We start from the raw sequence: 251 nt of genomic DNA on the forward strand, positions 1-251 counted from the left end.
TGAACATGAAAAACAGCGCGTTGAAGTACTCGTTGGAAGCTCAACGTAGGCTGAGTTTCGCGAGTTTCGTCGCTTTCAGGGATAAGTGGGGTCGTTTGATCGATAAAAATATCGAGCTCATTGCGAAGAGCATCGAGATCAGCCTGACAAGCTTGGAGCGCTTCCTTGGCCGCATCATTTTCTAATAATGCTAGTAGGAGGTGTTCGACAGTCATGAATTCATGTCGCTTGTCTCGCGCACGAGCAAATGC

Annotated in this window: 1 protein-coding gene; it reads right to left on the reverse strand. The window is 47.8% G+C overall.

Annotated elements, in window-relative coordinates; all coding sequences use genetic code 11:
- A partial coding sequence (locus AB4512_RS22225) for a Clp protease N-terminal domain-containing protein (RefSeq protein ID WP_372175710.1) occupies positions 1–251 on the reverse strand: 251 nt, incomplete at both ends.

It is taken from the genome of Vibrio sp. 10N.222.52.B7 (genome assembly GCF_041474275.1).
GTDB classification, from domain to species: Bacteria; Pseudomonadota; Gammaproteobacteria; order Enterobacterales; family Vibrionaceae; genus Vibrio; species Vibrio crassostreae_C.